Raw genomic sequence first — 26,869 nt, 5'->3', positions numbered from 1 at the left:
GGCCTGGACTCCCCGGTGCTGGCGCTCGAGGCTGCCGTGGGGCGCATTGCGCTGGCCTGGGCGGCGGCGTCCGCCTATCCCACAGACCGCCTATTCCAGGCGAAACCGCAGCTGTTTGCGGTGCTGGAAGGCTTTCAGGCCGACCCGCTTACCGAAGCCCTCAAGGCGCATTTCGGCGACCGGTCGGTTTCCATCCCGCTGTGTGTCTCGCTCGAAGGGCCCTCGGCACCACCCGCGCTGCACATTGCGCAAGACGCTGAAGACGAAGCGGGCCGCGCTGCTGCCTGCGTGCTGGCGCATCTGGCGCAAGGCCGCAGCCCGGTCGCCTTGATTGCGCAGGACCGGCAGCTCACGCGCCGTGTCGGCGCCATGCTGGCCGAGCGCGGCATTGCCATGCGCGATGAAACCGGCTGGAAGCTCTCCACCACCCGCGCCGCCGCCAGCCTGATGAGCTTGCTGCGCGCCATGCCCTGGGACGCATCGACGGATGCCGTGCTGGACTGGCTGAAAAACGCACCGGCATTTGACGCCGCTCTGGTAACCGCCGCCGAAACCGAATTGCGCAAGACCGGCGTGCGCGCCTGGCGCGACCTGCCGGACTTTGCGGAAGAAGACATCTTGCCGCCCGCCTTTGCAGCAACGGGCCCGTTGGCGCGCGAAGTGAACGCCTTGCGCGGCCCTTTCAGCCGTGCGCGCCCGTTGGCGATGTGGCTGCGCGACCTGCGTGCCCTTTTGCAAGCGGCCGGGCAGTGGGACGCACTGGCGCAGGACGAGGCCGGGCAGACGGTGCTGGATGTGCTGCGCCTGCATGAAGGCGCCGAGACCGAGTTCGAAGCATCCCCGGTGATGCGGCTGCATGACTTCACGCAGTGGGCCAACCAGGCGCTGGAGGGCGGCAAGTTTTCCCCGGTGCATCCGCCGGCAGAGCAGGTGGTCATCTTGCCGCTGCCGCAACTGCTGGGCCGGCCCATGCAGGCCGTGGTGCTGCCCGGTTGCGATGAGATCCGCCTGCCGGTGTCGCCGGAATCTGCCGGCCCCTGGACGCCCGGCCAGCGCGAGCTGCTGGGCTTGCCGTCGCGAGAAGTGCTTGCCGCCGGCCAGCGCCATGCCTGGCAATACGCCCTGCACATGCCGCACCTCGATGTGCTCTGGCGCACCAGCGAATCCGGCGAACACCTGATCCCCAGCGGTTTTGTGCAGGAGCTGCTGCTGGACCAGGGCGAAGATGCAGCGCTGAGCATGGCCATTGACCCCCGCAGCCAGCGTACCGTGACCATCCAGCCGACGCCGCATCCCTTTCCGACGGGTAATGCCTTACCTGTGAACCGTCTTTCGGCCAGCGCCTATGAGGACTTGCGGCGTTGCCCCTACCGCTTTTTTGCGCTGCGCCAGCTTCGGCTGCAGGAGCCTGAAGAGCTCGAAAGCGAGCTGGGCAAGCGCGACTTCGGCAACTGGTTGCACAGCCTGCTGCGGCATTTCCATGAAGCTCTCAAGGCAGTGCCAACGTCCGACGCATCAGCACGGGTAGTAATGCTCAATACAGCGGCCGAGTGCGCCACGCAGGAACTGGCGCTCAGCGACAGCGAGTTTTTGCCCTTTGCCGCGGCCTGGCCCGGCGTGCGCGAGGGCTACCTGAAATGGCTGGCCGACCACGAAGCCACCGGCGCGGTATTCGACGAAGCCGAAGTCTGGCGCGAAGTGCCCGTCGGCACGCTCACGCTGCTCGGCCAGCTTGACCGCGTCGACCGCCAGCCCGACGGGCACGCCCTGGTGATCGACTACAAGACCGAGCCACGCACCACCACCGCCGAACGCATCAAGAACGGCCAGGAAGACACGCAGCTGGCGTTTTATGCGGCCCTGATGAGCGACGACACCCTCGCGGCGGCTTATGTCAACCTCGGCGAAAAAGAGCCCACCAAGACTTATGAACAGCCCGACATCGTCGGCTTGCGCGATGAACTCATCGACAGCATCCTGACCGACATGGCGCGCATCGCACGCGGCGTAGCGCTTCCGGCGCTGGGTGAGGGCAAGGCTTGCGACTATTGCGCTGCACGCGGCCTGTGCCGCAAAGACTTCTGGAGTGAATGATGCCCCCACGGTCGCTTACTTCGTGTAGCTCCCGAGGCCTTGCAGGCCGCGGCTCGCGAGACGCTTCGCCAGTGTCGCCCGTCCAAAGCTGCGCAGGCAGCTTTGGAGCCGCGGGCTCCAGCCCCTCGGGGGCCGCTGCGCCTGCGGCCCGGCAAAGCCGGTTCCGCGGCCCCTGCTTGAATGGGATGCCTGCGTTCGCTGACAGGGGTGGACTATGAAAATCCCCCACACCGCCGCCTACGAATGCAATGGCGAGCCGGTCTCCGCCGATGCGTTCTACGCCATCGCCTGCGACCCGCGGCGCAGCGTGGCGGTAGAAGCCTGCGCCGGCGCCGGCAAGACCTGGATGCTGGTGTCGCGCATCGTGCGCGCGCTGCTTGACGGCGCTACAGCCGCATCTGGGCAGCAGGTGCTACCGCATGAGATCCTGGCGATCACCTTCACCAAAAAAGCCGCCGGCGAAATGCGCGAGCGCCTGGACGAATGGCTCAAGGCCTTTGCCCATGCCGACGACGAGACCCTGCAACGTGAACTGGAAATGCGCGGCGTCAGGATCGATTTCTCAAGTCAAAAGGGCCTGAAATCCGCACAGGCCGTGCGCGAGCAGCTATCAAATTTATACCGCTCCATCCTGGCCAGCGGCCGCTCTGTGCAGATCCGTACCTTTCACAGCTGGTTTGCAGCCCTGCTGCGCAGCGCACCGGTGGCGGTGTTGCAGCGCCTGGAACTGCCGGTGAACTACGAACTGCTGGAAGACGATGCGCCGGCGCGCGCGCTGGTGTGGCGGCGGTTTTATGCGGCCGTCGCGGCTGACGCGTCACTCAAGGCCGACTTTGAAGCGGTGGTGCTGGCGTATGGGCGTTTCCAGGCCGACAAAGCCTTGCAGGCCGCACTCGACAAGCGCACCGAGTTCACGCTGGCCGATGAAAAGGGCGTGATCGACGCATCGGTACAACCCTTCAGTGCGCAGTTCACCGAATTTGGCAGCCTCGATGAACCGGAAGAGCTGCTCAGCACCAATCGCTTTCACCGGCAAACCTTGCGGGACGCCGCCGTGGCCCTCGGCCGTGCAAGCGCACCGACTTTTTCGGCCAAAGGCGTGGAGCTGGAGCGCGCGTTGACGGCCGGTGACTTCCCGGCAGCCATCGCGGCCCTGCTGACCGAGAAGGGCACGCCGCGCAAGTTCGGCGAAAAAATCGTTGGCATTGAACAGGTGCGCGTTGCCCAGGACCTGGTGCTGCGCGTGGTGGCGGCCCGCCAGCAGCACGACGCCTGGCTGTACCAGCAGCGCATGGCGCGCCTGACGCGTGTGCTGATTGCCCAGTTCACCGCCCTGAAGCGCGACCGTGGCTGGGTGGACATGAATGATGTCGAACGCGCCGCGCTGCTGATGCTGGCCGACCCTGTCCTGTCGGGCTGGGTGCAGGAGCGGCTGGACGCGCGCATACGGCATTTGATGATCGACGAGTTCCAGGACACCAACCCGCTGCAGTGGCAGGCGCTGTATGCCTGGCTCATCGGCTACTCGGGTGCGGGCTCGGCGCCCAGCGTGTTCCTGGTGGGTGATCCCAAGCAGAGCATTTACCGCTTCCGCCGCGCCGAGCCTCAGGTGTTTCGGGCCGCGCAGGCTTTTGTGGTGCACGGCCTGGGGGGTGATCTGCTCAGCTGCGACCACACCCGGCGCAACGCCGAAGCCGTGATCGACACCGTCAACTCGGCCATGGCCACGGCGCGTGAAACCGACGGGTATGAAGGCTTTCGTGAACACACCACGGCCTCGGGCCTGGCCGGCGCCGTGGGCCGCCTGCCGCCCATTGCGCGCAACAAGGATGAAGAAGAGGCATCGCCGCTGGCCGCCGGCTGGCGCGACAGCCTGACGACGCCGCGCGAGCTGCCCGAAGAAACCCTGCGCACGCGCGAAGCGCGGCAGGCCGCTGCCTGGATTTCAGAACAGGTAGCGGGTGGCCTCAGGCCGCAAGACGTGATGGTCCTCTCGCGCAAGCGCGCTGGCTTGCTGCCGCTGCAGGACGAGTTGCGCGCGCTGCACATTCCCGCGCAGGTGGGCGAAAAAACCGAGCTCATCGACTGCTGCGAAGTGCTGGATGTGGTGGCGCTGCTCGACGTGCTGGTGTCGCCGCAGCACGACCTGTCGCTGGCGCGCGCGCTGCGCTCACCGCTGTTCGGTCTGGCTGACGAAAGCCTGGTGCAACTGGCCGTGCTGCAGCGCGAGCATCATCAGCCGTGGTACAGCCTGCTACAAAAAGAGGAGCTGCTTGCGCCCGATCTGAAAGGTCTGGGGCCTGTTTTGACCAGATGGAAGGGCTGGCTGGACCGTTTGCCGCCGCACGATGCGCTGCAAGGCATTTACGACGACGGCGACGTACTGGCGCGTTTTGGCGCCGCGGCCCCGGCAGCGCAGCGCAGCGCGGTGCTGGCGAATCTGCGCGCGCTGCTCGGTGTGTCGCTGGCACTCGACGGCGGACGCTACGCCACGCCCTACGGTTTTGTGCGCGCGCTCAAGGCCGGCGGCACCCAGGCGCCGGCAGCCGTCAGCAGCGAGGCCGTCCGGCTGCTGACCATCCACGGCGCCAAGGGCCTCGAAGCCGAGGCCGTGCTGCTGCTGGACACCGACACCGTGGAACGCAACGCAGACAGCATGGGTGTGCTGGTCAACTGGCCCGGCGAAGCGACCGAGCCGCGCAAGTTTGTCTTCCTGGTCAGCGAAAGCCGTCCGCCTGCCTGCGCCGCCGACACGCTGGACAGCGAGCTGGCCGCCCGCAAGCGCGAAGAGCTCAACGCCCTGTATGTGGCGCTGACGCGTGCCCGCCATACGCTGGTGATTTCCTCGATCGAGCCGCACCGCGTGACCACCGAGAGCTGGTGGCAGCGCCTGCAGGCACTGGTGGGCGAGCTGCCTGCGCCGGTGGCCGACGAATCCGCCGCGGCGCGGCCGGATCTGGCGGACGCCGGCGTTTTTTACCTGCCCGAGTTGCCTGTTTTGCCGGAGGTACTGGCGCCCGCTGCACCGGCCGTGGAGCGGGTGGATGAGGATTCGCTGAAGGCGCGCATCGGCAAGGCCATGCACCGCTTGCTGCAGTGGGGTGGTGCCTTGTCGGCAGAACAGGTGAAGGCGGCGGCGCGCGAATTTCGCCTGAGCCCGGCGCAGGCGGCCGAAGCTGCCGGGCTGGCCAGGCGAATTCTGGCGGGCGAGGGCGCCTGGGCCTGGAGCCCGGGATCGGTCGCCTGGCAGGGCAACGAGGTTGACCTGGTTTACGCCGGCCAGGCGCTGCGGCTGGACCGCCTGGTGCAGCGCAAGGACGCGGGCCATGAAGGCCACTGGTGGGTGCTCGATTACAAATCGGCCGTGGCCCCGGAGCTGCAGCCTGCGCTGGTGGCGCAACTGCAGGCTTACCGCGCGGCGGTGCAGCTGATTTACCCCGGCGCGCCGGTGAAAGCAGCTTTCCTGACGGGGCGGGGAACTGTGGTCGAGCTGGAGTGATCTCACACAGCCGCTGGTCACCCAGCGGCCTCAATAAGGAGACATTTCCATGCTCAAGCAACTTGTTGCCTCGCTGACCTTCCTGGCCGTCCTGCCCCTGGCATGGGCGCAGACTTCGGCTCCTTCCAACCCCACGGTGCGCGTGCGCGGCACGATTGAAAAAGTCGATGCGACCAGCCTCACTGTCAGGGAACGCAGCGGCGAAGTGATCACGCTGGTCCGGTCGGCCGACATGGCGGTGTCCGAGGTGTTGCCGCTCAAGCTGGCCGACATCCGGCCCGGAAGTTACGTAGGCACGGCGGCGATGCCCCAGGCTGACGGCACCCAGCTCGCGCTGGAGGTGCTGGTGTTCCCCGAAGCTGCCCGCGGCACCGGCGAGGGCCATTATCCCTGGGACCTGCAGCCGCAAAGCACCATGACCAATGCCACCGTGGCTGATCTGGTGGCGGCGCCTGCCAGTGTGCCGGGCGGCCAGAAGTTGCTGCTGAGGTACAAGGACGGGGAAAAAACAGTCATCGTGCCGCCGACCGCGCCGGTGGTGACTTTCAAGCCCGGCAAGGAAGATGAAAACGCACTGGTGGTGCCGGGCGCGAAGGTGATGATCACCGCCCAGGTCAGGGACGGAAAGCCGACAGCGCTTCGCATGATCGTCGGCCGCAACGGGTTTGCCCCGCCCATGTAGCTGCAATAATGAGGGTATCGGCAAATCTGCCCCATGCAGGTTTGTCCAGTTTCTTCAAGGCTTTTTGCCCTCTGGCCCCTGAACCACGGGCGTTAACAGCTATTAAAACGAGAGCGGGTGGGCTTGTCGGCCAAACCCGCCTCTTGTGCATTTCCCATTCGCCATTGCATGCAGACGGACATCTCCTTGAACCATTCAACTTCTGCCCAAAACCCGCCACGCACACCGCTGCGTGTTGCCGTCATAGGCGGCGGCCCTGCCGGCCTGATGGCCGCCGAGGTGCTGGCCGCTGCCGGCGCGGCTGTGAAGGTCGAGGTGTATGACGCCATGCCTTCGGTCGGTCGCAAATTTTTGCTGGCCGGCAAGGGCGGGCTGAACCTCACGCATTCCGAAGCGGCCGGGCCCTTCCTCAGCCGCTACGGTGAGCGCGGCGCGCACCTGCAGCCGCTGCTCGCGGCCTTTGGCCCTGCTGAATTGCGGGCCTGGGCCCGGGGCCTGGGCATCGAGACTTTTGTCGGCAGTTCGGGCCGCGTTTTCCCCAAAGACATGAAAGCCGCGCCGCTGCTGCGCGCCTGGCTGCATCGCCTGCGCGGCGCGGGGGTGTCTTTTTTCATGCGGCATCGCTGGCTGGGCTGGACGGAGGACGGCGCTTTGAGCTTTTCAACGCCGGCCGGCCTGGTGCAGGTGCAGGCCGACGCCGTGGTGCTGGCCCTGGGCGGCGGCAGCTGGGCGCGCCTGGGCTCGAACGGTGCCTGGGTGCCCCTGCTGGCCGAACGCGGCGTGGCGGTGGCGCCGCTGCAGCCTTCGAACTGCGGTTTTGACGTGGCCCATCTTTCCCGCGAAGCGCTGGCGCATGCGGTGCAGGGCGAAACCCGCCGCGACTTCCTCAAGGAACTCATCGGCCAAGGCCCGGCGCCGCAAGCCGGCTGGTCGGAACATTTCGCCACCCGTTTTGCTGGCCAGCCCTTCAAGTCGGTCGCCATCCATTTCACCGATTCACAGGGGCGCAGCTTCAGCCGCAAGGGCGAGTTTGTCGCCACCGCCACCGGCGTCGAAGGCAGCCTGATCTATGCCGCCTCGCCCCTGCTGCGCGACGAGATCACCGCGCACGGCAGCGCCACCTTCCAGCTTGACCTGCTGCCCGACAAGCCGCTCGAGCAGGTGCTGGTGGAAGTGCGGCATCCGCGCGGCTCGCGCTCGCTGTCCAGCCACCTCAAGAGCCGGCTGCACCTGGAGGGCATCAAGGCCGCCATGCTGCATGAGCTGCTGGACAAGGAGGCGATGAACGATGCCGTCCGGCTGGCCCATGCGATCAAGGGCCTGCCGGTGCGTGTGGTGGCTGCCAGGCCGCTGGACGAAGCCATCAGCAGCGCGGGCGGCGTGATGTTTGACGCCATGGACGCGCAGCTGCGGCTGGCCAGCGTGAAGGATATCCCGCAGCCGGTGTTTTGCGCCGGCGAAATGCTGGACTGGGAAGCGCCCACGGGCGGCTACCTGCTGACCGCCTGTTTTGCCAGCGGGCATCTGGCCGGGCAGGGTGTGCTGAATCATTTAGGGCTGTAGCCAAATGGGGACGCGCGCAGGCAGCTATTGATTCTGTAGCATCCGGGTTTCCTGCGCTCCCATTTCACGCAAGCATTCATAAAAAGGGGTCTGCCATGATCGTGCGTTTCCACATCGACACCCTGGAGCAGGGGCAGTACGAGTACCGCGTCAGCTACGAGGGCGAAGACCTGTTCAGCGACGCCGGCCTGGACAGCATCGAGGCCTGCATCATCGCCGCGACCGAAGGCCTGGGCCGCGATGCCGTGGGGGCAGAAATCGCCTACCGCAGCATCATCAGCGGCACCTACCCGCTGGCCACGCTGGCGCTGGCGTCTGCGCAGATTGCCGAGCACGCGCTGAACACCACGACGGCGATGGAAGAGGTCAGCTCCTAGACAAGGATGCCAAGGACGCGGGTCTGACCCCTTGCCGCGGTTTGGGGCGCCGCCTATGATCGGCCGAAGCACGTGCAGAGTCCTTTCATTTTCAGCCCGACCCTGCCCCGACGCTCTTCGAACAACAAGAAGGCAGGCCAGGGTTTTTGAAAAAAACACGCATCACTTCCATACGGTCCAGCCTGGCGTGGCTGGTGGCGGCCTGTCTGGTTCCCGCGATAGTGATGGCGGCCCTGCTGCTGACTTACGACTACCGGCGCCAGCGCGCCGAGCTGGTGCGGGACACGGTTGCCCACGCCCGCGCGCTGATACATGCAGTGGACCGGGAATTTGCGGGGGCCGAGATGTCCCTGCGTTCGTTGTCTACCTCGCCGTCTCTGCAAAGCCAGGACTTTGCGGCGTTCCAGGAGCAGGCCACGACCCTGCTGCACCGGCACTACGCCAACAACATTGTCCTGATCGATGCCGGCGGGCAGCAGCGCATCAACACCGCCAGGCCCTACGGCCAGCCGCTGCCCAAGGCCACCAACATGGCGCAGCTCGAACGGGTCCTGAAAAACGGGCGCACCGACATTTCGGATCTCTTCATCGGCCCTGTCCTCAAGAGGCCGCTGATCAATGTGGCCGTCCCGGTGTACAGCGGCAACACCGTCAGCCACTCGCTGGTGGCGGTGGTGCTGCCTGATCACCTGCAAAAAATCCTCTCGGACTACCGTTTCCCGCCGAACCGGATCGCCACGATCTTCGATGCATCCGGTGTCATCGTGGCCCGCACACGCGAAGCTCCCCGGTTTATCGGGCAACCCGTCGGGCCGGACCTGACCCAGCGCCTGGCGGAGGCAGACGAAGCATCGCTGGAGTCAGTGTCGCGCGAGGGCATTCCGGTGCTGACCGTGTTCACGCGTTCACCTACTTCGCGCTGGGGCGTGGCCATCGGTATTCCGGTTGAATCGCTGACCGAGGAGCTGCGCCGCTCCTTGTGGCTGTTGAGCGGCCTGGCCATGCTGCTGCTGGCGAGCAGCCTGGGGTTGGCGTGGCTGATGGGCGGGCGCATCGTGCAGTCCGTGCGGGCGCTGAGGTCGGCCGCGCTGTCGCTGGGTTACGGACGCGGCGCGACGGTACCGGCGCTGGAGATACGGGAGGTGGACGAAGTAGGCCAGGCCATCACCCGGGCATCGCTGATGCTGACCGACGCCAGCAAGGCGCTGACCGACAGCGAAGCGCGCATGCGCGGCATTGTCGAATCGGCCACGGACGCCATCGTCATCCTGGACGACAGCCGGAACATTGTGCTGTTCAACTTTGCCGCGGTGACGATGTTCGGCTGTCCGCTGGAGGACGCCATTGGCACACCGTTCATCCGCTTCATTCCGGAGCGGTTGCGCGCCGACTTTTCTGCACAACTGCTGACGCCCCGGGAGCCGGTCACCGGGGAAGAGGAGATCCCCATCAAGGTGGCCACCGCCATGCGCCTGGACGGCGAGGAGTTTGCGGTCGAGATCTCGTTTCCGCAGGTTCTCGCGGGAGGCAGCGAGGTCCACACCCTCATCCTGCGCGACATCACGGCGCGGCTGCGCATCCACGAGGCGCTGGAGCGCAGCAACCTTGACCTTCAGCAGTTTGCCTATGTGGCTTCGCATGACCTGAAGACGCCCCTGCGCTCCATAGGCGGCTTTGTGCAGCTGCTGGAAAAAGACTACGCGAGCAAGCTGGACGAGCGGGCCGTTGCCCTGATCCGGCGGACGGCCGCGGCAGCGACCCGGCTCGAGCAACTGACCGATGACCTGCTTTCCTATGCGCGGGTCAGTTCCGACAGCCGGGCGTTTGCCCCCGTTGACTGCAGCGAAGTGTTCGAGGACGTGCTGCAACTGCTGGACGCCCCGATCAGCGCAAGCGGTGCCGGCGTGACTGCCGGGCCGCTGCCCACGGTCACGGGCGACAGGACGCAGCTGGTGCAACTGCTGCTGAATCTGGTGGCCAACGGCATCAAGTATTGCGACGGCCCTCCGCTGGTGCATGTGTTCGCTGAGATGCATGAGCGGGTGTGGGTGTTTTCGGTCAGGGACAACGGCATAGGCATAGAACCGAAGCACCACGAGCGCATTTTCGAAATCTTCAAGCGTCTGCACACGCAGCAGGAATACACCGGGACGGGCATCGGTCTGGCCATTTGCCGCCGCGTCGTCATCAGCCATGGTGGCCGAATCTGGATAGAATCGGCGCCAGGCAAAGGAAGTACGTTCCGCTTCACCATCCCGGCCACCGCCGGAGAGAGCAGTTCCTCATGACCAGACCGCTTGCCGATAGCAGGGTTGCCGAAATCCTGCTGGTTGAAGACAACGAAGACGATGTTTTCCTGACCCGAGAGGCCTTCGATGCGGCCCGGCTGCGCGTCAACCTGCACCATGTCGACAACGGCGAGAAGTGCATGCAGTTCCTGCGCAAGCAGGGCCCTTATTCGAAAGCCCCCACCCCTGACCTGATCCTGCTGGACCTGCACATGCCCATCATGGACGGACGCGAGGTGCTGGCTGAAATCGTCAAGGACGACAAGCTCAAGCACTTGCCCGTGGTCGTCCTCACCACTTCGTACGAAGCGAAAGACATCGAGCAGATGTACAGCCTTCGCTGCAACTCCTACATCACCAAGCCGATCGACTTCAACAACTTTGTCCAGGCGATCAGCCAGCTCGCCGGCTACTGGCTCACACTGGTCGTCCTGCCCGATCCGGCTCGTCCCGCCGCACCGCCCTGAGCGCCGGGAAGGCGCAACAGGCGAAAAAAAAACAGGGCATGCTTGCATGCCCTGTTTAGCTGAAAAAGGTGACGGACCTCGACCCCGGCACTGGCTCGGCAGTTAGGGCTGCTTGGTTCCCCATCTGACCCGGTTGGCCGCTTCACCATGCGGGAAGGCCCGTCACTCACTATTTTATGCGAGGCGCGGGCTCGCCCGGCCGAATATCATCCAATAGCCGAAAAATAGTCTGGCCTTTCAGTCCGTGGGAAAGCGGCGGACCGCCCGCCAGGAGGGTGGCGCATGCATCAAAGAAAACAAGGAAAAAGCTCATGTCCTGGTTGTTGAAGGCCCTGGCGGGTATGTCGGTCTGCATGGTGTTGAATGGTGCGCAAGCGCAGGCTGGGGCCGAGGCCTTTGTGCCGGCGAAAACCCTGGCCGCCTTTGCGGACGAGGCCGCGCTGCAGGCCTGGCTCGAGCCTTTTGTGGTGGAGCGCAAGCGCCGCGAAGAAGAACGCCGCAAGCAGGACGAAGAGCGGCGACAACGCCAGGAGGAAGTCCGGAAAAAATGGGAGGCCGAGAACCCCGGCAAGACCTGGGTGCCGGCCCCCAGCTACCCCGTCCCGATGGCCATGGCCGCACCAGCGCCTGCTGCCGCCGGCGCAACGGAGTCCATCACCAACAACCAGACAGCCGGCGTGGACGAAGGCGGCATTGTCAAGGTGCACGGCAAACACCTGGTCATCCTGCGCAGGGGACGATTGTTCACGGTCGATGTGGACCGCTACCAGCTGCTGCCGGTGTCGTCCATCAACGCCTACGCGCCGGACGTCAACCCCTCGGGTGCCTGGTACGACGAGATGATTGTGGCCGGCAACACGGTGGCCGTGATCGGCTACAGCTATGCGCGCGGGGGCACCGAGCTGGGCCTGTTCGACATCGACGACGCGGGCAAGCTCAGCTACCGTGCCACCTGGCATCTGCGCTCCAGCGACTACTACTCCTCGCGCAACTATGCGAGTCGTCTGATCGGTAGCCAGCTCATCCTGTACACACCCATTCCGCTGAATCTCTGGCACGCCGATCCGGCGGCGCGCCTGCCCGCGCTGCGGCGCTGGCAGCCGGGCGCCACGCCGGCGGACTTCAAACGCATTGCCGACGCGACGCGCATCTACCGGACCGACGAGCCACTGAACCCGCAGGAAGGCACAACCCTGCACACCATCGTGCGCTGCGACCTGGCCCAGCCCGAACTGGATTGCCGCTCCAGCGCCGTGCTGGGCCCGCCCGGCCGGGTGTTTTATGTGTCCAGCCGGGCTGTGTATGTCTGGACCACGCGCAACCAGCGCGACGCTGCCAGCGGGCGCTTGGCCTCGCAATCGGCGGTGTTCCGGTTGCCGCTCGATGCCGGCGCGCCCAGCATGCTCAAGACCCAGGGCAGCCCGATCGACCAGATGTCCTTCCTGGAGGGCGACGACGGTTACCTGAACGTGCTGCTGCGCGCCAATGGCAATGGGGACGGCATGTGGCGCGGCGAAGGCAGCGGCGGCAACCTGTCCCTGCTGCGCGTGCCGGTGCGTGATTTCGGGGATGGCCAGACCAGTGCCCCCGCACAGGCTTACGCGCACTTGCCGGCCGCGGGTGAAGGCAGCCTGCAGAACCGTTTTGTCGGCCAGCGCCTGCTTTATGGCGCGGGCAGCGGCTGGCGCCGGCCGGCACCGGGAACGATGGGGCGATTGCAGGTGGTGCATTTTGCCGACCGCATCACGACCGAAACCCTGGCGTTGCCGCACGGCCTGGACCGTATCGAGGCACTGGGCAGCGATGCGATCGCCGTGGGCACCGACGGACAGGACCTGCATTTCTCCAGCGTGCAGCTCGCAGCCAGGGCACGGGTGGCCGGCCGTTTTGTGCAGACGCAGGCTGCGCAGGGGGAAACGCGCAGCCACGGTTTTTTCTACAAGCCCGAGGGTGGGGATTCCGGCCTGGTCGGCCTGCCGGTGCGTGGCAGCGGACAAGGCGGCTATCGCCAGCTGTGGGACGAGCCTGCCGGCATGCTCTATCTGCGCAACAACCGCCTGAAGCTGAGCGGTGTTGGCAGCCTTGCCTCGCGCCGGGGGATTGGCAAGGACGATGGCTGCCGCGTCTCCTGCGTGGACTGGTATGGCAATGCGCGCCCCATCTTCCTGCGCAACCGGGTGTTTGCGCTGCTGGGTTATGAGCTGGTCGAGGGGCGCGTGTTGCAGGCGCCGGGCGCGTCCGAGCGCCTGGTGGAGACCCGGCGCATCAGTTTTGCGCCGGGCTCGGCGGATTACCAGCCCTGAGGGGCTCTGGCGCAACCGTAGAATCGGGGAATGTCCTACCTCGTCCTTGCCCGCAAATACCGCCCCCGGAATTTTTCTGAAATGGTCGGGCAGTCGCATGTGGTGCAGGCCCTCAGCAATGCACTGGGCACGCAGCGCCTGCACCATGCCTACCTGTTCACCGGCACGCGCGGCGTGGGCAAGACCACCATCTCGCGCATCCTGGCCAAGTCGCTCAACTGCCTGGGCACGGACGGGCAGGGCGGCATCACCGCCACGCCCTGCGGCGTGTGCCAGGCCTGCACCGACATCGACAGCGGCCGGTTTGTCGATTACACCGAACTCGATGCTGCTTCCAACCGCGGCGTCGACGAAATCGCGCAACTGCTGGAGCAGGCGGTCTACAAGCCGGTGGTGGGGCGCTTCAAGGTCTTCATGATCGACGAGGTTCACATGCTCACGAACACGGCGTTCAACGCCATGCTCAAGACGCTGGAGGAGCCGCCCGAATACCTGAAGTTTGTGCTGGCCACGACCGACCCGCAGAAGGTGCCGGCCACCGTGCTATCGCGTTGCCTGCAGTTCAACCTGCGGCCCATGGCGCCCGAAACGATTCTCGAACACCTGACCGAAGTGCTGGCCGCGGAAAAAGTGGCTTCCGAGCCGCAGGCCCTGCGCCTGCTGGCACGCGCCGCGCGGGGCTCCATGCGCGATGCGCTGTCGCTGACCGATCAGGCGATTGCCTTCGGTTCCGGCCAGCTGCAAGAAGCCAGCGTGCGCCAGATGCTGGGCAGTGTGGACCGCAGCTATGTGTTCCAGCTGCTCGATGCGCTGGCGCGCGGTGACGGTAAAAGTGTGGTCGAGACCTCCGAGGTCTTGCGCCTCAATGGCCTGAGCGCCGCATCCACCCTGGAAGAAATGGCAACCGTGCTGCAGCGCATGGCGGTGTTGCAGGCGGTGCCCGGCATGGGCGCGGGAGACGATGATTCCGACCCCGAGATCGCCGCCACGGCACGGCTGGCGCAAACCATGCCGGCCGACGAGACCCAGCTGCTTTACAGCCTGTGCCTGCACGGCCGCGCCGAACTCGGCCTGGCGCCCGACGACTACGCAGCACTGACCATGGTGCTGCTGCGCCTGCTGGCCTTCAAGCCATCCGGCGCAACAACGGCGACTGCTGCTGCGGGAGGCGCCGTCGAGCTTCCAAAAAAGCCGCAGCCTGACAGGGCCCCGGCTGCCGCGGCGGCGGCCCGTCCCACCATGCCGCCTGCGGTGCCTGTGCCGCCGGCACCGGCCCCTCGCCCCGCTATTGAACAAAATCGGCCTCCAGCCCTTGCTGGTCGGGCGCCACCAGCTCCTGATTTTGTAGCGGATCTGGAGGCGTCCGTGCCTCCGCCCTGGGAGGATGCCTTCCCGCCAGCCGTTCAGGCACCGGCCGCTGAGCCGGCGCCGGCGGCGTTACCTGTGGCAGCTCCCGCGCCACTGGCAGCACCCGTTCCGGCGGCTGGCGTCAGCCCGCTGGGCGATGCCTGGACGGCGCTCGTCAACCGCATGGTGGCGGCGGAAATGATAGGTGCGCTGGCGCGTGAGCTGGCGCTGCAGTCGGAGCTGCGTTCGCAGACGGAGGGAGTCTGGACCCTGCGCGTGGAGCGTGAGTCGCTGAACCAGCCCGCGGCGCGCGAAAAACTCCAGCTGGCCCTGCAAACCGCGCTGCAGGACAGCGACCAGACACCCCGGCTCGCGGTGGAACTGGGGCCCGTCGGCGATTCGCCGGCCCGGCGCAATGCTGCTGCTGCACAGGAGCGCCAACGGCAGGCCGAGGAAACCATTCACAACGACCCGTTTGTGCAGGACATGATGCGGGACTGGGGCGCCAAAATTGTGCCAGGCAGCATCAAACCGCTGGCGCCGGCGGCGGGCAAACCGATATGATCAACAGCAAGTTCTAAAGGAAAAAGTCATGTTCAACAAAGGACAACTCGCCGGCCTGATGAAGCAGGCGCAGGCCATGCAGGACAACCTGAAAAAAGCCCAGGATGAACTCGCATTCATCGAGGTCACAGCCGAGTCAGGCAACGGGCTGGTCAAAGTCACCATGACCTGCAAGCACGACGTCAAACGCGTCGAGATCGACCCCAGCCTGCTGGGCGACGACAAGGACATGCTGGAAGACCTGGTGGCGGCCGCGTTCAACGCAGCCGTGCGCAAGGCCGAAGACCTGAGCCAGGAAAAAATGGGCAAGCTGACGGCGGGGATGCCGGGACTGCCCGGCGGCATGAAACTGCCTTTCTAGTGAGCCCCCACGGTCGCTCACTACGAGCCTGCGGCAGTTCCCTGCCCCTCGCACCGAAAAAGGGGCCGCTGCGCCTGCGGCCCGGCAAAGCCGGTTCCGCGGCCCCGGCTGGCCTGGTTCTTACATCTGCATGCGTTCCATTTGCTGTCCACCATGGCTGACTCCAATGCTCTCGAAGGCCTGACCCAGGCGTTGCGGCGCCTGCCTGGCGTGGGCGCCAAGTCGGCGGCTCGCATGGCGTTTCACCTGCTGCAACACGACAAGCCAGGCGCCTTGCAGATCGCGCGGGCGCTGGAGCATGCGGTGCACAGCGTCAAACACTGCGCGCTGTGCAACACCCTGACCGAACTCGACATCTGCAGCACCTGCGCCAATCCCGGGCGGGACCGCAGCAAGCTGTGTGTGGTGGAAACCCCGGCCGACCAGGCCGCGCTGGAACGCACGCTGGCCTATCGCGGCCTGTACTTCGTGCTGATGGGCAAGCTCAGTCCGCTCGACGGCATCGGCCCGCATGACATCGGCCTGCAAAAACTGTTTGATCGCGTGTTGTCCCGGGATGCGCAAGGCGAGCCTGCGCCCGCCGGGGAGCGAGAGGTCCAGGAAGTGATCCTGGCCACCAACTTCACGGCCGAAGGCGAGGCCACCGCGCATGTGATTGCCCAGGCCCTGAAGAGCCGCGGCGTGCAGGTCACGCGGCTCGCGCGCGGCGTGCCCGTGGGCAGCGAGCTGGAGTATGTCGATCTCGGCACCATTGCCCATGCGCTGGTGGACCGGCGTTGATGCGCGCCTATTTTCATTTATCAACGACTGCAAGCCAGAAAGGCACCTGAACAATGTCATACGCGCGTTTTACCGTGGCTTATTGGTGCCTGCTTGCCGCGGCCCTGCTTCCGCTGGCCTGCGCTGCCCTGGCCAAGTGGGGAATGTGGCAAGTGTCTCCTCGCCAGGGCGGCTACGACAACAAGAACCCGCGTGCCTGGCTGGCGCGCCAGACCGATTGGCGGGCGCGCGCCAACAGCGCGCAGGCGAACACTTTTGAAGCGCTGCCGTTTTTCTTTGCGGCCGTCATCATTGCGCACCAGCTGCACGCCTCGCAGGTACGGCTGGATGTGTTTGCGTTCGTGTTTGTGGTGCTGCGCATCGCCTACGTCATGATGTATGTGGCCGACATGGCTAAAAGCCGCAGCGTGATCTGGTTCCTGGCGCTGCTGGTGAATGTGGGCATTCTTTTTCTGGGCTATCGGTAACGTCTGGTAACCAAAGATTCTCTGCCTAACTCCCGCCGCGCGTGGTGCGAGTTAGGCAGAGAGTCCTCGTTCCGTACAAACCCGCACGGGATGATACCGATGCGGGTTTTTTATCGGCTGGCTATGCTCTTTTCGAACATCAAAAAAATCAGAGAGCGAGAAACCAGACATGAACCCCACCACCATCAATCGAAGAACTTTCGCCAGCGCTGCCGCTTTTGGGGCAGCCACGCTGGCCTTTCCGGCCCTGCGTGCGCAGGGCAAGCTGGAAAAAACAAAGGTGGCCCTGGCTGTCGGCGGCAAGGCCGCGTTTTATTACCTTCCGCTGACCATCACGGAGCAGCTCGGTTACTTCAAGGCCGAAGGCCTGGAGGTGGAGATCAGTGACTTTGCAGGCGGTGCACGTGCGCTGCAGGCGGCGGTGGGCGGCTCGGCCGATGTGGTGTCGGGTGCGTACGAACACACCATCAACCTGCAGTCAAAAAACCAGATGTTCCAGGCCTTTGTGCTGCAGGGCAGGGCACCGCAGATTGCATTTGGTGTGTCCACCAAAAACATGCCCAACTACAAATCGGTGGCCGATCTGCGCGGCAAGAAAATTGGCGTATCGGCACCCGGATCTTCGACCAACATGATGGCCAACCTGGTGTTGTCGCGCGCCGGACTCAAGCCCGGGGACGTGAGTTTCATCGGTGTCGGCACGTCGGCCGGTGCGCTGGCGGCCCTGCGTTCGGGCCAGATCGATGCCATGAGCAACACCGATCCGGTGATGACCATGCTGGAGCAAAAAGGCGAGGTGAAAATCATCTCGGACACGCGCACGCTCAAGGGTACGGTCGATGTGTTCGGCGGCCCCATGCCGGCGGCCTGTCTGTATGCACCGGCCGACTTCATCCAGAAAAATCCCAACACCTGCCAGGCGCTGGCCAACGCCATCGTGCACGGCCTGAAGTGGCTGCAGACCGCCGGCCCCGGCGACATCATCAAGACCGTGCCCGAGAACTACCTGCTCGGCGACCGCGGTTTGTACCTGGCGTCGTTCAACAAGGTGCGCGACGCCATTGCGCTGGACGGGCTTATTCCCGACGAAGGGGCCAGGACGGCACTCAAGGCCCTGGCCAGCTTTGATCCCAGTATCAAGGCCGACAAGATTGACCTGGGCAAGACCTATACCAACGAGTTTGCGCGGCGCGCCAAGGATAAATTCAAAGCGTAGGAATAGGGCCCCCACGCTTGTCGCTTCGCGTACTACGCTGCCCCCCGAGGGGGCCGCTGCGCCTGCGGCCCGGCTAAGCCGGTTCCGCGGCCCCGGCTGGCTTGGAACTTCCACAGTCACTTCGCTTGTCGCTCGCCTCTGTCTAGGCAGCCCGGTTCGCGGCGACAATGCATCCATGACGGACCCCGCCGAAAATCACGCCAGCAATTACGCGCTTGAGCTGCTTGACATCAGCTGCACCTTTCGTTCACCGGGTGACACGGGGCCGGGTTACACCGCCGTCGGTGAAACCACGCTGCGCATACGCGCCGGTGAGTTTGTTTCCGTCGTCGGGCCGACCGGCTGCGGCAAGTCCACGCTGCTCAACATAGGCGCAGGCTTGTTGCCGCCCACATCAGGGACCGTCAAGGTCTTCGGCCGGCCGCTCAACGGTATCAACACCCGCGCCGGCTACATGTTCCAGACCGAGGCCTTGATGCCCTGGCGCAGCGCGATCGACAACGTCATGGTCGGCCTGCAATACCGCGGTGTGCCGGATGCCGACGCGCGCGCGCAGGCACAGGCCTGGCTGGAACGCGTCGGCCTCAGCGGATTCGGTGACCGTTACCCGCACCAGCTCTCGGGTGGCATGCGCAAGCGAACCGCGCTGGCCCAGGTGCTGGCGCTGGACCCGGACATCATCCTGATGGACGAGCCGTTTTCGGCACTCGACATCCAGACGCGCCAACTCATGGAAAACGAGGTGCTCGATTTGTGGGCAGCGAAAAAGAAGGCCGTCCTGTTCATCACGCACGACCTCGACGAAGCGATTGCCATGAGCGACCGTGTGGTGGTGCTGTCGGCCGGGCCGGCGACACAGCCCATGGGGGAGTTCACCATCGACCTGCCGCGTCCGCGCAACGTCGCCGAGGTGCGGACCCAGCCGCGCTTTATCGAACTGCACACCCAGATCTGGGACGTGCTGCGCGATGAAGTCCTGAAGGGTTATGCCCAGCAGCTCAGAAAAGCGGCCTGACCATGTGGAACGCCGTCAAACCTTCCGACAAAAACCTGCGCGCCTGGCAAGTCGGCATGCTGGTGGTTTTCCTGGGCCTGTGGCAACTTGCCTCGCGTGACCAGCAACTGGCGTTTTTTCTCGGTGAACCCATCAAGGTGGTGGGGCGTGTCTGGTCCTGGTTCATGCCTGTCGGCTTCGGCCCCAGCCTGCTGTTTCCCGATGGGCTGCCGGGCAATGCAGACATCTACCTGCATCTGGGCACGACGCTGCTCGAAACGGTGCTGGCCTTCGGCATAGGCACGGTGCTGGGCCTGGCCTGTGGCCTGTGGCTGGCGCTGGCGCCCATGGCCAGCGCGATCATGGACCCTTACATCAAGGCTGCCAACTCGATGCCGCGCGTCATCCTGGCGCCCATTTTTGCGATGTGGTTCGGCCTGGGCATCTGGAGCAAGGTGGCGCTGGCGGTCACGCTGGTGTTTTTCATCGTGTTTTTCAACGTGTATCAGGGCGTCAAGGAGGTCAGCCCGGTGGTGCTGGCGAATGCGAGGATGTTGGGTGCGAATCAACGGCAACTGCTGCGCACGGTGTATCTGCCAAGTGCGACCAGCTGGGTTTTTTCCAGCCTGCATACCTCGGTCGGCCTGGCCTTTGTCGGCGCGGTGGTCGGCGAATACCTCGGCTCGGCGCGCGGCGTCGGTTACCTGATCCTGCAGGCCGAAGGCACTTTCGATGTGAACACGGTGTTTGCCGGCATCGTGGTGCTGACCGCCTTTGCGCTGGTGCTCGACGGCATCGTCGGGCGCGTCGAGAAACGGCTCATGAAATGGCAGCCGCGCACCGGCGAAACCGAGAAACTGTGATGGAACATCCTCAACCCATGATTCTTTATTCCGGGCCACTGAGCATGTTTGGCGCCAAGGTGCAGATTGCCGCACTCGAGAAAGGAATGGATTTCGAGCTGGTGATGGTGCCTTTCGAGATGAAGCGCCTGTACCAGCCCAGACATCCCGAGGTGGCACGCATCAACCCCAAGCAGCAGGTGCCGGTGCTGGTGCATGGCGAGCTGGAAATTTTCGATTCGACGCAGATCTTCGAATACCTGGAAGAGCTGCAGCCCGAGCCGCCGCTGTGGCCGTCGGGCACGGTGGCGAAAGCCAGGGCGCGGTTGCTCGAGCATCAATCGGACGAAGTGTATTTCCCGCCCATCATCCGGTTGATGAGCTTGCAGGACCAACCGCAGGACCCGGTGGCCGTGGCCGCGCGCGAGGCCTCGAAGAACTACTATCAGAAGATGGACGTCTTGCTGGCCGACCGTGACCACCTCGCCGGCCCGTTCTCGTTTGCAGACATTGCCTTTTACATGGCGCAGCTGTTTGGTGAGCGCATGGGCGCGGTCATGGATGCGGATACGCCGCGCCTGCTGGCCTGGCGCGAGCGGATTTCCCAGAGGCCGGCGGTGCGGCAGGTGGCCGGGACCATGGCGGCCTATCTGCTGTCACAGAACCGGCCGCTGCCGGCCTTCCTGGCTGCCCTGTTGCCGGTCCGCTAAACGGGCCGGCAGGCCCCTCATTCCCGAGAAGCTATTTGATCGTTTCGTCCTACATACACGCTGGCGGCTGCTCGCTACATTGGTGCCAGCCATCTCCGCAGCACCCGGGTGCGGGCCTTACCCTCTTTCATCACCGCAAGGAAAACCCATGAACCTCCACCTCAGCATTGGCCCCGTTGTTTCCCTGATTGCCGGCATCCTGATCCTGATCATGCCGCGCCTGCTCAACTTCATCGTGGCGATCTACCTGATCGTCATCGGCTTGCTGGGATTGTTTGGAACGGGCTCGCTGAAGCTGTAACAAGCAGCCTTCGGCACACCTGCTGCGGGGCTGCTTCGTCAGCTGTTTGCCTGCGCCAGCGCCAGCAGGGTTTGCTGCTGCACGGGGCTTCGCCTGGCAATCAGGTCCATCACGGCCTGGCGGTCCAGCAGGTTGATGCTGTTGTACTTCGCAAATTTGCGCGCGTTCTCCGTGCAGAAGGCAGATGTTGCGCAGGTGCCGCGCTTGAGCTGGCGCGAGGCCATCAATTCCAGCAAGGGGTGCAGCTCCCGCACGCCCACCGGCTGGCCGGGCCACTGCTTGCACAGCGCCACCGCGACCGGACTGTCCTTGCCCTGCTGCGCATGGCGCGAATACAGCCAGATGGTCACACCGCCGGCAGCGCCATGGGACTGGCTGCGGGTTTCAAAGCCGCCCTGGGCAAACAGCGCTTCACACACAGCGTCGAATTGCTGCGCTGACATCCGGTCAAACAGCGCAGGCGTCCAGCTTGTGGCGGGGCTTGCGGGTACGGCGATGGCCGGCGCGGCCGGAGGCGGCGCCGGGGGCAGGGGAGGCAAAGCAGCCGGGGGCGCCTGGACCGGCGTGGCGACAGCAGGTCCGGCCAGGGCGCTGCGCGGTCCCGTCATCACCGGCGCGTCCGATACCGGCAGGCTGCCATAACCGGCCGAGCCATGCGCAGGTTTGCGCCAGGTGGGTTCAGGTGCCCGGTTGTCGGCGGACATCTCGGCTTTCAGCCTGCCCAGAAAATAACTGCCCACCAGCAGGATGCCGAGCAGCAGTGCCGCCGCACCCACGGGCCGCCATGTTGTGTCCACCATCGGCAGCAGCAGCACGAGGAAGCCCAGTCCCGTGGCCACCAGTCCCAGCACATACAGATACCGGGCACCGCGAGAGGTCGGGTTGTCAGACGTGCGGGTGACCATGGTGCGGGCTGCCGGTTTTGCTATTGATTCGATAGCTGGCAGCGAGGGAGAGATAAGGCCCGGGGCACGATCTGGCTTGGCTTGTTTCGACTGGCTAGCGTCGTTTGCTCTTGATCACGGCTTTTCCGGGATTGCGCCGCACGGCCTTGATGTTGCTGCGCACTGACGGCTTGCGGGCACCGCCGGCCTTCACCGGCAGGAACACCACCACCTGCTGGCCCAGCTTGAAGGCCGCCGTTGCCTTGACATTGTTCCAGTCGGCCACGTTGGCTGCGTTCAGGCCGTAACGCCGCGCAATGCTGGCGACGGTTTCACCCTTGCGCGCCTTGACCGTGCTGCGGCGCGTGACGATTTCAGGGGCAAAGGCCATCTGGGCGTTGTCGGCGACGTGGCTGGTGACGTCGTTGTCTGTTTTGGCGCCGCGCGGCACGAGCAGGGTGGACCCCGCCTTGATCAGCATGCGCGGAGGAATGTTGTTGACGCCGCGCAGGTCGGCTTCGCTCATGCCGACGCGCCGGGCCGCGTCGCCGACGCTCAAGGTGGCAGGTGCCGTCCAGGCTGTCCAGCTGGCATATTGGCCCTGGGTGTAGGCTTCGAAGTTGCGCTGGAAGATCTTGGCATTGTCCCAGGGCAGCAGGATGTGCGGGGTGCCTGCGGCAATGATCACCGGTCGGTGCGCCGAAGGATTGAGCGCCTTGAAATCGGCAATCTCGACGTCGGCCAGCCTGGCGGCCAGTGCCACGTCGATATCACGCGTGATCCGGACTTGCTGGAAATAGGGGTGGTTTTCAATCAGCGGCAACTCGGTCTGGTAGGCCTGGGGATTGGCCACGATGTTCTTGACTGCCTGGAGCTTGGGCACGTACAGCCGCGTTTCATCGGGCATGCGCAGGTCGAGGTAGGTGGTGCCCAGTCCCAGCTTCTGGTTTTTGGCAATGGCACGGCCCACACTGCCTTCGCCCCAGTTGTAAGCCGCCAGCGCGAGGTGCCAGTCGCCGAACATGCTGTGCAGCTTTTGCAGGTAATCGAGCGCAGCCCGCGTCGAAGCCAGGACATCGCGGCGGTCGTCACGGAAGGCGTTCTGTTTCAGGTCGAAGTACTTGCCGGTGGCCGGCATGAATTGCCACATGCCGGCCGCCTTGGCGCTGGACACTGCCTGCGGGTTGAAGGCACTTTCAATGTAGGGCAGCAGCGCCAGTTCGGTCGGCATGTTGCGCCGCTCGAGTTCCTCAACAATGTGGAACAGGTATTTGCTGGAGCGTTCGGTCATGCGCTGGATGTAGTCCGGCCTGCTGGCGTACCACTGCTCGCGGTCGGTGACCAGCTCACCTTCCAGGTTGGGCATGGCGAAGCCGCTGCGAATGCGAGCCCATAAATCGGCCGGTGGCTCCAGGGTAACGACTGTGCGGGAGGTTGTCTGCGCCGGATCAATGGGCGAGAGGGGACCGCTGGGAAAAACCGGCTTGAGCGCGGGGACGGGCGCCGAGCTGGTGCTCAGGACCGGGTCGCCGGGCATGCCGGGCGGGCTGGTGCTGGCGCAGCCTGCGAGCAGCGCCATCGCAGCGCCAAGGAAAAGAACTTTCAGCGAGGAAGTTAGCCGTGCAGCGGCCGACGGGAGCGGGGAGGGGGAAGAAGAGGGAAACGGTGGCTGTGGTTCGGTCATTTGAATTGGTTCTTCCACTGCCTGATGGCGGCAAATACGGAGTTGTCGTCATGCGCCGCTGGATCAAAGCGGCGGGCGGCGGCCATGACAGTGGCCTGCCGGGTACGCAAAAAAGGATTAATCAGCAACTCCTGGGCCATCGTGGTCGGCAAGGTCGGTTGGTCTTTTTCCCTCAAGGCTGCACAGCGTGCATGGTAACCAATCAGCTCGCTGTTGTCAGGTTCTACCGCCAGGGCAAAACGCAGGTTGCTCATGGTGTATTCATGGGTGCAGCACACCTGCGTGTCGCCCGGAAGGGTGGCGAGACGGTCCAGCGAGGCCAGCATCTGCGCGGGGGTGCCTTCCAGCAGGCGTCCGCAACCGCCGGAAAAGAGGGTGTCGCCGCAAAACAGCAGAGGGCGCTTGTCCATGTCCGGGGTGTAAAAAGCGATGTGGCCCGCGGTGTGACCGGGCACGTCCAGCACCGCAAAATCAAGGCCCAGTACCCGCACCGTGTCCCCGTCACTGAGCTGCGTGAAGGGCTTGGGGATGCGTTCGCGGGCCGGACCGAAAACTTTCGCACCGGTCGCATCGCGCAGGGTGTCGACACCACCGATGTGGTCGGGGTGATGGTGCGTGACTAGAATCGACTCTAATTGCAGCCCGTTTTCCTGCAGCACGCGAATCACAGGCTGGGCATCGCCCGGGTCAACAACCGCGGCGCGCTGGCCATCGTGCAACAACCAGAGGTAGTTGTCGTCAAACGCGGGGATGGGAATCAAGTACATGCAGCGGTCTCGATGGGCTCACAAATTATAGGTTTCACAAACTGGTTCAAGACCCCACCCGGCGAGTATTTGCTGGCGTGGGAGCGTGAGCGCTTCGACCAGGCTGTGGCCGACATGTTCGGCTACCACGCGCTGCAGCTGGGTTTACCCGAACTCGATGCACTGCGCAGCAACCGGATGCCGCACAAATGGCTGGCGCTGCAGGGACCCGAGTCCGCGCTGCTGGCCGGCCAGCCTGAAGGCGGGGATGGCAGTGCGACCCCCACCCCCCGGACAATTTCCCCGCGCGTGGCTCTGCTCACCGACTCGGCAGCCTTGCCTTTTCCCGAGAACAGCCTGGATCTGGTGTTGCTGCCGCACACCCTGGAGCTCAGCAGCGACCCGCATGCAACGCTGCGCGAAGTCGAACGTGTACTGGTGCCCGAAGGCCGGGTGGTCATCAGCGGAATGAACCCCGCGAGCCTCTGGGGCCTGCGCCAGCGGCGTGCGCATTTTTACCGGCGCCTCGGCTACGGCGAGCTGTTTTTGCCGGAGGCCGGCGAGTTCATCGGTTACTGGCGCTTGCGCGACTGGCTGCGCCTGCTGAGTTTTGAGGTCGAATCGGGGCAGTTTGGCTGCTATCGGCCTGCCGTGAGCCGGCCCGTGTCGCTGGAGCGGTTTGCCTGGATGGACAAGGCCGGCGAGCGCTGGTGGCCGATTTTTGGCGCGCTGTATTTCCTGGTGGCTGTCAAACGGGTGCGCGGCATGCGTCTGCTCGAGCCGAACTGGAAAGCGCCCAAGGCCGCCGCCACCGCGCCGGCAGCCATTGCCAACCAGGTCCGTCACCCCGGCTCTTTTTCCTCACTTCCCCTTTCCCCAGAACAACAACCATGGACTTCCGCAACGCATGACTGATCTTCCGCAAACCGCAGCACAACATGTGGTGATTTACACCGACGGCGCCTGCAAGGGTAATCCCGGCCCCGGCGGTTGGGGTGCCATGCTGACCAGCGGCGGCACGGTCAAGGAACTGTTCGGCGGAGAAATGGGGACCACCAACAACCGCATGGAAATGACGGCGGTGATCGAGGCCCTGGCCGCGCTCAAGCGTCCGTGCAGCGTGACGCTGTACCTGGACAGCGAATACGTGCGCAAGGGCATCACCGAATGGATAGGCGGCTGGAAAGCGCGGGGCTGGCGCACCGCCGCCAAGCAGCCGGTGAAAAACGTCGACCTCTGGCAAAAGCTCGATGCGCTGGTCACCGGCAGCGGCCACACCATCGAATGGCGCTGGGTCAAGGGCCACGCCGGGGATCCCGGCAACGAGCGGGCCGATGCGCTGGCCAACAAGGGTGTGGTGCTGGCGCTGTCGAAGGCCTGAGATGCCGGCCCCCTTGTTGCGCCGGTCAATGTAAAGCCGGCGTAAATCTGGTCGGTAAATTGCTTGGGGCAAGACCCCTTTCATGCCAGCGGTGCAACCTGCTGTTACATTGGCAAATTGTTCGAGTTTCCATAAAACCAACGGCCTTCCCACATGGCTTCCAAAGCAATTTATTCAGTCGTCGCGGTGCTCGGCATTGCCGGCCTGTCGGGGGCTGCCTGGTGGTACCAGAACAAATCGTCCGGCACCGCCCGGGCGGCAGGCGCCGGCCAGACCCAGTCCGCGGCGGGTGGCGCCCCCACCGTCGAAGCCGGCAAGGTGATGCTCATGCAACTGGTGGACGACGCCCAGGCGGTTGGCAGCCTGCGCTCGCGCCGCAGCGTGGTGCTGCGTCCCGAGGTCAGCGGACGCATTACCCAACTCAATTTCACCGACGGCCAGCGGGTACGCAAGGGGCAGGTGCTGGTGCAGTTTGACGACCAGCTGCCGCTGGCCCAGGTGCAGCAAAGCCAGGCCGAACTGTCGATTGCCCAGGCCAACCAGAAGCGCAACCAGGAACTGGTCGCGCAAAATTTTGTCAGCCGGCGCTCCCTCGATGAAAGCGCCGCCGCCCTGCAGGTGGCGCAAGCCAAACTGGCACTGGCCAAAGCGACGGCGGCGCGGCTGAAGATCATTGCGCCTTTTGATGGCATTGCAGGCATTCGTCTGGTCAATCCGGGTGATTACCTCAAGGACGGCGCCGACATCGTCAATATCGAAGACATCGACGCCCTGTTTGTCGACTTCCGCCTGCCCGAGCGCTTCCAGAACAAGCTCAGGCGCGGCCAGACGGCCCTGGTGGACATGGATGCGTTGCCGGGCCGCAAATACACCGCAGTCGTACAGGCGATCGACCCGCTGATCGACGCCAACGGCCGCTCGGTGGCGGTGCGTGCCTGCATCGACAACCGGCAGCTGCAGCTGCGTCCCGGCATGTTTGCGCGCGTCAACGCCGTGTTTGGCGAGCGCGACAACGCCACGGTCATTCCGGAAGAGGCCCTGGTGCCCCAGGGGAACAGTCAGTTTGTGATCAAGCTGCTGCCGGGACAGGACGGGGCCACCTGGACCACCCTGCGCGTGCCGGTGCAGGTGGGTATTCGCCAGCCGGGCAAGGTTGAAATAACCGCAGGCCTGCAAGCCGGCGACACCGTGGTGACCACAGGGCAGCAGCGCGTGCAGCGCGACGGCATGAAAGTGCGCGTGGTGGACCTGCGCGCGCCTGCCGCCGCCGGGCCGGCTGATGCCGCTTCGGCGGCCTCGCCAGTTGCGCCGCCCGTTGC

At 64.9% G+C, this 26,869-nt stretch carries 23 protein-coding genes and 1 other RNA gene; 20 read left to right on the top strand and 4 right to left on the bottom strand.

Annotated elements, in window-relative coordinates; translation table 11 throughout:
* The 7 genes from WA904_RS01810 to WA904_RS01780 all read left to right on the top strand — a co-directional run.
* Positions 1-2,094, top strand: a 2,094-nt coding sequence (locus WA904_RS01810) for a PD-(D/E)XK nuclease family protein (RefSeq protein ID WP_425195414.1), incomplete at its 5' end; no start/stop codon positions are given.
* Positions 2,095-2,308: 214 nt separating this feature from the next.
* Positions 2,309-5,593, top strand: coding sequence for a UvrD-helicase domain-containing protein (locus tag WA904_RS01805; protein ID WP_425195413.1), 3,285 nt, complete (start codon positions 2,309-2,311; stop codon positions 5,591-5,593).
* A gap of 49 nt (positions 5,594-5,642) precedes the next feature.
* Positions 5,643-6,275 (top strand): hypothetical protein, encoded by a 633-nt coding sequence (locus tag WA904_RS01800; RefSeq protein ID WP_425195412.1) that lies wholly within the window; start codon positions 5,643-5,645, stop codon positions 6,273-6,275.
* A gap of 168 nt (positions 6,276-6,443) precedes the next feature.
* A complete protein-coding gene (locus tag WA904_RS01795; RefSeq protein WP_425195411.1) occupies positions 6,444-7,838 on the top strand; it encodes a TIGR03862 family flavoprotein in 1,395 nt (464 codons plus the stop codon).
* 95 nt (positions 7,839-7,933) lie between these two features.
* A complete protein-coding gene (locus WA904_RS01790) occupies positions 7,934-8,215 on the top strand; it encodes a hypothetical protein (protein WP_425195410.1) in 282 nt (93 codons plus the stop codon).
* A 146-nt stretch (positions 8,216-8,361) separates the two neighbouring features.
* Entirely contained in the window at positions 8,362-10,503 is a 2,142-nt protein-coding gene (locus WA904_RS01785; protein ID WP_425195409.1) for a sensor histidine kinase, read from the top strand.
* Positions 10,500-10,970, top strand: coding sequence for a response regulator (locus WA904_RS01780; protein ID WP_425195408.1), 471 nt, complete (start codon positions 10,500-10,502; stop codon positions 10,968-10,970). Before WA904_RS01785 ends, WA904_RS01780 begins: the two co-directional genes overlap by 4 nt.
* 67 nt (positions 10,971-11,037) lie before the next feature.
* Here WA904_RS01780 and ffs read toward each other — a convergent pair.
* Positions 11,038-11,134, bottom strand: an RNA gene (ffs, locus tag WA904_RS01775) — signal recognition particle sRNA small type.
* Between the two features lie 147 nt (positions 11,135-11,281).
* Here ffs and WA904_RS01770 point away from each other — a divergent pair.
* The 10 genes from WA904_RS01770 to WA904_RS01725 all read left to right on the top strand — a co-directional run bounded on the left by WA904_RS01770 (position 11,282) and on the right by WA904_RS01725 (position 20,855).
* Positions 11,282-13,273, top strand: coding sequence for a beta-propeller domain-containing protein (locus tag WA904_RS01770; RefSeq protein WP_425195407.1), 1,992 nt, complete (start codon positions 11,282-11,284; stop codon positions 13,271-13,273).
* 30 nt (positions 13,274-13,303) lie between these two features.
* Positions 13,304-15,184, top strand: a complete 1,881-nt coding sequence (dnaX, locus tag WA904_RS01765) for a DNA polymerase III subunit gamma/tau (protein ID WP_425195406.1) — start codon at positions 13,304-13,306, stop codon at positions 15,182-15,184.
* Positions 15,185-15,212: 28 nt separating this feature from the next.
* On the top strand, positions 15,213-15,545 hold the full coding sequence (locus tag WA904_RS01760) for a YbaB/EbfC family nucleoid-associated protein (protein ID WP_077594521.1): 333 nt from the start codon (positions 15,213-15,215) through the stop codon (positions 15,543-15,545).
* Positions 15,546-15,698: 153 nt separating this feature from the next.
* Positions 15,699-16,325 (top strand): recombination mediator RecR, encoded by a 627-nt coding sequence (recR, locus tag WA904_RS01755; protein WP_425195405.1) that lies wholly within the window; start codon positions 15,699-15,701, stop codon positions 16,323-16,325.
* A gap of 53 nt (positions 16,326-16,378) precedes the next feature.
* Complete coding sequence (locus WA904_RS01750; protein ID WP_425195404.1) at positions 16,379-16,792, top strand: MAPEG family protein; 414 nt, start codon at positions 16,379-16,381, stop codon at positions 16,790-16,792.
* Positions 16,793-16,961: 169 nt separating this feature from the next.
* Positions 16,962-18,008, top strand: a complete 1,047-nt coding sequence (locus WA904_RS01745; RefSeq protein WP_425195403.1) for an ABC transporter substrate-binding protein — start codon at positions 16,962-16,964, stop codon at positions 18,006-18,008.
* 175 nt (positions 18,009-18,183) lie between these two features.
* A complete protein-coding gene (locus WA904_RS01740) occupies positions 18,184-19,023 on the top strand; it encodes an ABC transporter ATP-binding protein (protein WP_425195402.1) in 840 nt (279 codons plus the stop codon).
* Between the two features lie 2 nt (positions 19,024-19,025).
* Positions 19,026-19,865, top strand: a complete 840-nt coding sequence (locus WA904_RS01735) for an ABC transporter permease (RefSeq protein WP_425195401.1) — start codon at positions 19,026-19,028, stop codon at positions 19,863-19,865.
* Positions 19,865-20,554 carry a glutathione S-transferase family protein gene (locus WA904_RS01730; protein WP_425195400.1) on the top strand — a complete coding sequence of 230 codons (690 nt, stop codon included), beginning with the start codon at positions 19,865-19,867 and terminating at the stop codon, positions 20,552-20,554. The genes WA904_RS01735 and WA904_RS01730 overlap by 1 nt, the downstream gene beginning before the upstream one ends.
* 148 nt (positions 20,555-20,702) lie before the next feature.
* Positions 20,703-20,855, top strand: coding sequence for a DUF3096 domain-containing protein (locus WA904_RS01725; RefSeq protein ID WP_425195399.1), 153 nt, complete (start codon positions 20,703-20,705; stop codon positions 20,853-20,855).
* A 38-nt stretch (positions 20,856-20,893) separates the two neighbouring features.
* On the opposite strand, the gene WA904_RS01720 is transcribed toward WA904_RS01725, so the two are convergent.
* The 3 genes from WA904_RS01720 to gloB all read right to left on the bottom strand — a co-directional run bounded on the left by WA904_RS01720 (position 20,894) and on the right by gloB (position 24,190).
* A complete protein-coding gene (locus WA904_RS01720; RefSeq protein WP_425195398.1) occupies positions 20,894-21,760 on the bottom strand; it encodes a restriction endonuclease in 867 nt (288 codons plus the stop codon).
* Positions 21,761-21,854: 94 nt separating this feature from the next.
* The gene (locus WA904_RS01715) at positions 21,855-23,318 is read right to left on the bottom strand and encodes a transglycosylase SLT domain-containing protein (protein ID WP_425195397.1); all 1,464 of its coding nucleotides are present in this window, start codon (positions 23,316-23,318) and stop codon (positions 21,855-21,857) included.
* 101 nt (positions 23,319-23,419) lie between these two features.
* Entirely contained in the window at positions 23,420-24,190 is a 771-nt protein-coding gene (gloB, locus tag WA904_RS01710) for a hydroxyacylglutathione hydrolase (protein ID WP_425195396.1), read from the bottom strand.
* A gap of 12 nt (positions 24,191-24,202) precedes the next feature.
* Here gloB and WA904_RS01705 point away from each other — a divergent pair, with 12 nt between their 5' ends.
* The 3 genes from WA904_RS01705 to WA904_RS01695 form a co-directional block, all read left to right on the top strand.
* Complete coding sequence (locus WA904_RS01705; RefSeq protein WP_425195395.1) at positions 24,203-25,084, top strand: class I SAM-dependent methyltransferase; 882 nt, start codon at positions 24,203-24,205, stop codon at positions 25,082-25,084.
* Entirely contained in the window at positions 25,077-25,550 is a 474-nt protein-coding gene (rnhA, locus tag WA904_RS01700) for a ribonuclease HI (RefSeq protein ID WP_425195394.1), read from the top strand. Before WA904_RS01705 ends, rnhA begins: the two co-directional genes overlap by 8 nt.
* Positions 25,551-25,703: 153 nt before the next feature.
* Positions 25,704-26,869 (top strand): efflux RND transporter periplasmic adaptor subunit (locus tag WA904_RS01695; protein WP_425195393.1); only part of this gene is annotated, 1,166 nt, incomplete at its 3' end.

This window comes from Polaromonas sp. (assembly GCF_049790275.1).
Taxonomy (GTDB): domain Bacteria; phylum Pseudomonadota; class Gammaproteobacteria; order Burkholderiales; family Burkholderiaceae_C; genus Polaromonas.
Note: the sequence above shows the minus strand (reverse complement) of the source record. Positions and strands in the feature narration are given on the sequence as shown.

Bases quoted from the DNA above. Each gene is read 5' to 3' on its own strand.
- WA904_RS01805 (WP_425195413.1), top strand. From the start codon at position 2,309: ATGAAAATCCCCCACACCGCCGCCTACGAATGCAATGGCGAGCCGGTC.
- WA904_RS01800 (WP_425195412.1), top strand. From the start codon at position 5,643: ATGCTCAAGCAACTTGTTGCCTCGCTGACCTTCCTGGCCGTCCTGCCC.
- WA904_RS01795 (WP_425195411.1), top strand. From the start codon at position 6,444: ATGCAGACGGACATCTCCTTGAACCATTCAACTTCTGCCCAAAACCCG.
- WA904_RS01790 (WP_425195410.1), top strand. From the start codon at position 7,934: ATGATCGTGCGTTTCCACATCGACACCCTGGAGCAGGGGCAGTACGAG.
- WA904_RS01780 (WP_425195408.1), top strand. From the start codon at position 10,500: ATGACCAGACCGCTTGCCGATAGCAGGGTTGCCGAAATCCTGCTGGTT.
- WA904_RS01770 (WP_425195407.1), top strand. From the start codon at position 11,282: ATGTCCTGGTTGTTGAAGGCCCTGGCGGGTATGTCGGTCTGCATGGTG.
- dnaX (WP_425195406.1), top strand. From the start codon at position 13,304: ATGTCCTACCTCGTCCTTGCCCGCAAATACCGCCCCCGGAATTTTTCT.
- WA904_RS01760 (WP_077594521.1), top strand. From the start codon at position 15,213: ATGTTCAACAAAGGACAACTCGCCGGCCTGATGAAGCAGGCGCAGGCC.
- recR (WP_425195405.1), top strand. From the start codon at position 15,699: ATGGCTGACTCCAATGCTCTCGAAGGCCTGACCCAGGCGTTGCGGCGC.
- WA904_RS01750 (WP_425195404.1), top strand. From the start codon at position 16,379: ATGTCATACGCGCGTTTTACCGTGGCTTATTGGTGCCTGCTTGCCGCG.
- WA904_RS01745 (WP_425195403.1), top strand. From the start codon at position 16,962: ATGAACCCCACCACCATCAATCGAAGAACTTTCGCCAGCGCTGCCGCT.
- WA904_RS01740 (WP_425195402.1), top strand. From the start codon at position 18,184: ATGACGGACCCCGCCGAAAATCACGCCAGCAATTACGCGCTTGAGCTG.
- WA904_RS01735 (WP_425195401.1), top strand. From the start codon at position 19,026: ATGTGGAACGCCGTCAAACCTTCCGACAAAAACCTGCGCGCCTGGCAA.
- WA904_RS01730 (WP_425195400.1), top strand. From the start codon at position 19,865: ATGGAACATCCTCAACCCATGATTCTTTATTCCGGGCCACTGAGCATG.
- WA904_RS01725 (WP_425195399.1), top strand. From the start codon at position 20,703: ATGAACCTCCACCTCAGCATTGGCCCCGTTGTTTCCCTGATTGCCGGC.
- WA904_RS01720 (WP_425195398.1), bottom strand. From the start codon at position 21,760: ATGGTCACCCGCACGTCTGACAACCCGACCTCTCGCGGTGCCCGGTAT.
- WA904_RS01715 (WP_425195397.1), bottom strand. From the start codon at position 23,318: ATGGCGCTGCTCGCAGGCTGCGCCAGCACCAGCCCGCCCGGCATGCCC.
- gloB (WP_425195396.1), bottom strand. From the start codon at position 24,190: ATGTACTTGATTCCCATCCCCGCGTTTGACGACAACTACCTCTGGTTG.
- WA904_RS01705 (WP_425195395.1), top strand. From the start codon at position 24,203: ATGGGCTCACAAATTATAGGTTTCACAAACTGGTTCAAGACCCCACCC.
- rnhA (WP_425195394.1), top strand. From the start codon at position 25,077: ATGACTGATCTTCCGCAAACCGCAGCACAACATGTGGTGATTTACACC.